The following is a 6,073-nucleotide window of genomic DNA, read 5'->3' as shown; positions in this document are numbered from 1 at the left end:
CAGCCGACAGCTACACTCGCCCCTTCTCTACAATCAATTTATGAAGTAGCAAATTATTACTATAGGTGTTCCTCGATTTCTATAAAATCTTTACTTATGTCCCAGCCTTTGCTGTTTGGCGAAATTATTTTAAAAAGTCGGGATTTTACTTATAGGAATGTTTTAAAGTCTGCCCAATGGACTAGACGAGGTAAATTGACATGCTGATTGTACGACTGATCTTTTACAATCACCTTTGTACCAATCTCAGCTAGAGTTTCGAGTACAGCCGGTTTATCATCCACATAATAGTCTAACTGCAGGTATTGAATAATCTCGATTTTTTCGTGATCGGCCATACCACAGAAAAAACGTTCATCCACGACTGGGAATCCTTGAGCCTTTACCCACTCGCTAGTTTGCTGGCAGTAGTGCTTTGGGCGAGAGGTAATATAGTACACCTCGTGTCCATCCGCGGCTAAACTTTGTAATGTTTGAACTGCATTCTCGTAAGTAGGACAATCCGTAAAATAAATTTCCTCCATTGAATCCTGCCACATTTGTCGGCCCTGCTCATTTGTTAAGGTGAATGGGGCATGGATTTCTACTGTAGGTAAGGCTTGGAAAATTTCAAGACCGAGCGACTTGTTTAATTTTCTATTATATAGATGAAATGCATGCTCACGTAAATTAATAAGCGTGTCATCAATATCAAATCCGAATTTCATAGTATCCTCCGTTACACAAGAACAGCAAATTGTGAAGCGAAGCCTTGCTCTTTTTCAATTTGCAGTGCTTGAATCTTTTCTATCTCTTGCTTGCGCTGCGCTGCGCAGGATAAATAATCGAGCCTTTCGATCGCTTGTTTCTCAATAATTGATGCTAAAATATCGGCATCCTTCATCGCGCTATTTAGGCCAAACGCTCCTGTCGGTGTCATTGCATGCACAGCATCACCAATCAAAGCTAGTCCGTCACGTCCCCAGTCCTCTGTTTGGCTACTAAATACATCAAGTAACACAAAATCCTGCCAGGAAGTAATATGTGCTTCTACCGTATCCGTTAGCACAGGAAATGCTTTCGTCAACTTTTCGATAAACGGTTCGAACGGCTGCTTACGTAAAGTAGGGTAGCTGCCCTGCTCGATATTCCAACCAATCTGTATAAATCCTTTTACCTGTGTAAAAACCGAGATTTGCATGCCGTCGACGAGTGCCATTTTAATGGATGGCGACCAAACTGCTGGAGCAGGAATACGAGTCCATAACAAATCATACCCATGCTTACGAACAGTCGTATCAATTTGAGCCTGTTTACGAACTGTAGAATAGCGCCCGTCTGCACCGACAACGAGTTGACAGGAAATTTCAAGCGGTTCACCGTTACAAATTGCCGAGACGCCAATATAGCGACCTGTGCTATCTTGTCTAAGCGACGATACTTTTGTATTGAGTAAGTATTGGAATGTTGGATATGGTATTGCATCATCTAAAATAGCTTGCAATAAATGTGCTTGAGGTACATGAATTCCTAAATGCCCGACAGCAGGATTTGCCACAATTGTTTTCGTTAACTGACCGTTCAACCAATATTCAAGCTGCTCCATTTTTAACATGCCAAGTGCAGCGACCTTATCAAATAGTCCATGCTTTTTTAGGACTGCTTCGCCTTCCTCATTAATATGCTCGCCACGAAAAGCTTTCGCTAGTGTGTTTGTACGTTCAAGTAAAAGAACAGAAATGTTTTTCTTTGCTAATAAATAGGCAAGTAATGCGCCTCCTGGACCAGCGCCGACTATACAAACATCTACTTTTTTTCGCATCACATTAACCTTCCTTTGGATAGGCGGTAATACGTATGTCTGGACCGAACTTTTCAACATTTGCAAAGTCAAGCTGCATAGCCATATCGATTGATTCTATATCTTCGCCAGTGAATGGTGTGATTGAGTTACGTCCACCGAGTACTTTTGGCGCTACATATACGAGGAATTTTTGGAGTAGTCCAGTACGTAAGAAAGAAGCGTTTACCTCGCCGCCACCTTCGACCAATATATCGGTAATGCCAAGTGTATAGAGTTTTTCAAGTGTTGTATTTAAATCAAGCTTGCCTTCTTTTGTTGGGACAATGACGAATTCTACTCCTTTTGCTTCGAATGGGGTAGTATCGTGCACTTCAGAAGTGACAATAATTGTTCTTGCCACATCAGTTTGACAAATAGTTGCTTGAAGTGGTGTACGTAATTGACGATCTAATATGATACGAATCGGATTTTTGCCTGTGCGGTCAGGTAGGCGGGTTGTTAGTGAAGGATTATCCTTTAACACTGTACCAACACCAACTAAAATTGCATCAACCTCGTCGCGTAGTTCATGGACATCCTCACGGGCAGCTTCGCTCGTAATCCATTGTGAATGCCCGTTATAAGCTGCAATTTTGCCATCGAGCGTCATAGCAAATTTAGAAATGACAAAAGGACGAGAGGTGATCATATTATGAATAAAGCGCTCGTTTAAACGACGTGCCTCAGCTTCTAATACACCGACCTCTACTTCAATGCCTGCATCACGTAGCAGCTTGATTCCTCGTCCGGCAACAGCAGGGTTAGGATCCTCCATGGCCACCACAACGCGTTTCACACCGGCTTCCTTTACTAGGTTTGCACAGGGAGGCGTTTTTCCGAAATGGGAGCAAGGCTCAAGTGTCACATAAATTGTAGCGTCCTTTGCGTGCTCACCCGCCATACGAACGGCGTGTACTTCTGCGTGAGGCTCACCAGCTTTACGGTGTAGTCCCGTACCAACAATTGTGCCGTCCTTTACAATAACCGAGCCGACTAATGGATTCGGATTCGTTTTGCCTTTTGCACTTGAGGCTAAATCAAGCGCGAGCTGCATGTAGTATTGATCGTTCTTCACTTTCTTTGCCCCCGTCCATGATGTGTCCTGACTTTTTCACTTTGGTTTCTAGGTAGTGGCGGTTTGTTTCAGTCATACCGCCCCACAGTGGAACATGGCTATCTGCAAGAAGACCGTGTGCTTGTAATGCTTCTAGCTTTTTCGGATTGTTTGTAATGAGAGTAACCGGCTTTTGACGAAGTACCTCTAATACTCGAATTGCATCTTCGTATGAACGCGTGTCATCCTCAAACCCTAGTGCATGATTGGCCTCCACAGTATCGTACTCTTCCTCCTGTAATAAGTAGGCAAGAGATTTCGAGAATAGACCGATACCCCGTCCTTCATGGTCAGCTAAGTAAAAGATCGCCCCGCAGCCATGCTCTACAATCATTTTCATTGATTCATGCAGCTGGTAGCCACAATCACAGCGCTGACTACCGAAAATATCGCCAGTATGGCAAATGCTATGCATACGAATGAGTGCATCGTCACGGTTTTCGAAATCTCCGTATACTAGAACGGAAGATTGCTGCCCGAATGCTAGATTCATAGTTGAAATCCTATCAATCACTTGTGACTTAGATAATTCTTTATCAACCGTTAACCAAGAGTACCATTGGAACGTAGCTTGAAAATCGCCTTGCATAATCGGTAGACGAACTGGACCTACAATGCTCAAATTTTCATTTTCGTTTCGGTCAGTAAGTTGTATTTTATTTAATAATATTTCGAGTTTGTTTTTCATTCATATCACCATCTATATTAGTTTTATAAGAAATAAGAGGAAGAAAAAGTTGTACCATTCATTATGAGGTAACTTTACATATTATACAAGTCTTATACAACTGTTATATAAGTATTGTACAATAATCTCGATAGCTGACTTACAATACGTAACTTAGTATATAAATGTAAATTGGATTTGTCTAGGGTTTTGTACTATGAGAGTAGTGTAAAAGTATTTGAGGAGTCACAGCATTGTGAGGTTTAGAAGCTGATTTTGTATTAATAGGCTAGTTTAAACACAATTCGGAAGGTGTTTTCACGAACTTTATCGGTAAATTTAAAAAGAATGTTCGTAAATAGCTTGAAATATGAAAAGTGAAGTGGTATAGTACAAAAGTAAAATAATTAAATACGTCGTCGTATAATGTCGGGAATATGGCCCGTGAGTTTCTACCAAATCACCGTAAACGATTTGACTACGATAAAGAAAAGTAGTATTAAGCTAGTAATCTAGCGAAATATAATTTTCTTTTTACGAATGAAACGAAGCATGCGACCAATACTAAGCGCGTGCTTTTTTTGAAGCGAATGGCTATAGGCAGAAATACAGACGATTAACGGAGGATCATTTTAGAATGAAAAAATATTTCCAGTTTGATGAACTCGGCACAAATTATAAGCGCGAGATTCTAGGTGGATTAACAACGTTCTTATCAATGGCATATATTTTAGCGGTAAATCCTGGCATGCTTGAAGCAGCTGGTATGGACTATAATGCCGTATTCGTAGCAACAGCTCTAGCAGCAGCTGTCGGCAGTTTATTTATGGGGTTAATTGCAAAATATCCAATTGCCCTTGCGCCAGGGATGGGTTTAAATGCATTCTTTGCATTCTCAGTAGTAATTGGTATGGGAATGGCTTGGGAAACAGCTTTAACAGGTGTCCTATTTTCAGGGGTTATTTTCATAATTCTTTCCCTAACAGGTTTCCGTGAAACAGTTATCAATGCAATTCCTGCACAGCTTAAATATGCAGTAGGTGCAGGTATTGGTTTATTTATTACTTTTGTAGGCTTCCAAGGTGCAGGAATTATCGTTAATGATGATGCAACTTTAGTAAAGCTAGGAGATGTAACTTCAGGAAATGCATTACTAGCGGTCTTTGGTGTATTTATTACAGCGATCTTTATGGCGAAGAAAATTAACGGCGGTATATTCTACGGCATGATTCTAACTGCGATTGCAGGTATGATTTTTGGTTTAGTTAACTTACCAACAGCAGTCGTTTCATCGATTCCAGATGTTTCACCGACATTCGGTGCAGCGTTTGAAGCGTTTGGAAATTGGGATTTAATTTTAAACACAGATTTCTTAATTGTTGTTTTAACATTCTTATTCGTAGACTTCTTTGATACTGCAGGTACATTAATGGCTGTTGCAGGACAAGCAGGTTTAGTAAAAGAAAATAAATTACCTCATGCAGGTAAAGCGTTACTTTCAGATGCATTAGCAACTGTAACAGGTGCAATCTTTGGTACTTCAACAACAACATCTTATATTGAATCTACTGCCGGTGTTGCAGCAGGTGCTCGTACAGGTTTTGCCTCAGTTGTTACCGGTGTCCTATTCTTATTAGCTCTATTCTTCTCGCCATTACTAGCGGTTGTTACTTCAGCTGTCACTGCGCCAGCATTAATCATTGTTGGTGCTCTAATGGTATCGTCATTAAAATTAATCGAATGGGATAAAATCGAAATCGCGATTCCTGCATTCCTAGTGATCCTTTGTATGCCACTTGGTTATTCAATCGCAACGGGTATCGCAATTGGTTTCTTATTCTACCCAATCACGATGCTTGTAGCAGGACGTGGAAAAGAAATTCACCCTATCATGTATGGCATGTTCCTTATTTTCTTGGGCTACTTTATCTTCCTGTAATATTAAAAAACCTCTTCACACACTAGTGGAGAGGTTTTATTTTGTGTGAAAATAATATGTATGAAAAGAGATAAAAGAGTAATAACTACTTAAAGGAATACAAATATACTAGGTGACAAGGTAAAGCACTTTACTTGTTTTGGTTTATAATATAATAGGAAGAAACTCAATGTATAATGCTGCGGTAGATTTCTGAATTATTTTTCTTTATTTAAAGTGTTGCTTTTGATTGATACGGGTGATATATTTAAACACGTTGCTGCTGAACAACAGCAAACAACAAAAAAGAATTTAACAAAATAGTTGACACCAAAAAACAACTGTGTTAAATTAATAAAAGTCGCCGCTGAAACCGGCTGACAAAATGAACCTTGAAAACTGAACAAGCAAAACGTTAACAATAAAGTTTCGTATTAAATAACGAAACAAAAATTTTGGACATCAAAATTGATGCCAGCAAATGTTTTTTTGTATCAGAAGCGCAAGCGACAGATACAAACAATTTGAGCTAATCAAATTTCTTTTATGGAG

Annotated in this window: 5 protein-coding genes and 1 riboswitch; of the genes, 1 reads left to right on the top strand and 4 read right to left on the bottom strand. The window is 39.8% G+C overall.

Features of this window, described 5'->3' with window-relative positions:
• Positions 1 to 149 precede the first annotated feature (149 nt).
• Genes V4T18_RS18110 through V4T18_RS18095 form a run of 4 tightly spaced genes read right to left on the bottom strand, consistent with a single transcriptional unit; the run spans position 150 to position 3,624 of the window.
• On the bottom strand, positions 150 to 707 hold the full coding sequence (locus tag V4T18_RS18110; protein WP_332651833.1) for a 5' nucleotidase, NT5C type: 558 nt from the start codon (positions 705 to 707) through the stop codon (positions 150 to 152).
• 11 nt (positions 708 to 718) lie between these two features.
• Positions 719 to 1,801: an FAD-dependent monooxygenase gene (locus V4T18_RS18105; protein WP_332651831.1), complete on the bottom strand. Its 1,083-nt coding sequence runs from the start codon at positions 1,799 to 1,801 to the stop codon at positions 719 to 721.
• A gap of 4 nt (positions 1,802 to 1,805) precedes the next feature.
• A complete protein-coding gene (gene ribD, locus V4T18_RS18100; RefSeq protein ID WP_332651829.1) occupies positions 1,806 to 2,897 on the bottom strand; it encodes a bifunctional diaminohydroxyphosphoribosylaminopyrimidine deaminase/5-amino-6-(5-phosphoribosylamino)uracil reductase RibD in 1,092 nt (363 codons plus the stop codon).
• Entirely contained in the window at positions 2,860 to 3,624 is a 765-nt protein-coding gene (locus tag V4T18_RS18095) for a GTP cyclohydrolase II (RefSeq protein ID WP_332651827.1), read from the bottom strand. The genes ribD and V4T18_RS18095 overlap by 38 nt, the downstream gene beginning before the upstream one ends.
• Before the next feature lie 378 nt (positions 3,625 to 4,002).
• Positions 4,003 to 4,104: riboswitch (purine riboswitch) on the top strand.
• Between the two features lie 136 nt (positions 4,105 to 4,240).
• Between V4T18_RS18095 and V4T18_RS18090 the strand changes: the two genes are divergently transcribed.
• Entirely contained in the window at positions 4,241 to 5,542 is a 1,302-nt protein-coding gene (locus tag V4T18_RS18090) for an NCS2 family permease (RefSeq protein WP_332651825.1), read from the top strand.
• The last annotated feature ends 531 nt before the right edge of the window (positions 5,543 to 6,073 follow it).

Origin of the sequence: Lysinibacillus sp. 54212 (assembly GCF_036662795.1) — a bacterium.
Taxonomy (GTDB): domain Bacteria; phylum Bacillota; class Bacilli; order Bacillales_A; family Planococcaceae; genus Lysinibacillus_B.
Note: the sequence above shows the minus strand (reverse complement) of the source record. Positions and strands in the feature narration are given on the sequence as shown.

What these genes read in the sequence shown, in the direction of transcription:
- V4T18_RS18110 (WP_332651833.1), bottom strand. Translation starts at nt 707, where the DNA reads ATGAAATTCGGATTTGATATTGATGACACGCTTATTAATTTACGTGAG.
- V4T18_RS18105 (WP_332651831.1), bottom strand. Translation starts at nt 1,801, where the DNA reads ATGCGAAAAAAAGTAGATGTTTGTATAGTCGGCGCTGGTCCAGGAGGC.
- V4T18_RS18095 (WP_332651827.1), bottom strand. Translation starts at nt 3,624, where the DNA reads ATGAAAAACAAACTCGAAATATTATTAAATAAAATACAACTTACTGAC.
- V4T18_RS18090 (WP_332651825.1), top strand. Translation starts at nt 4,241, where the DNA reads ATGAAAAAATATTTCCAGTTTGATGAACTCGGCACAAATTATAAGCGC.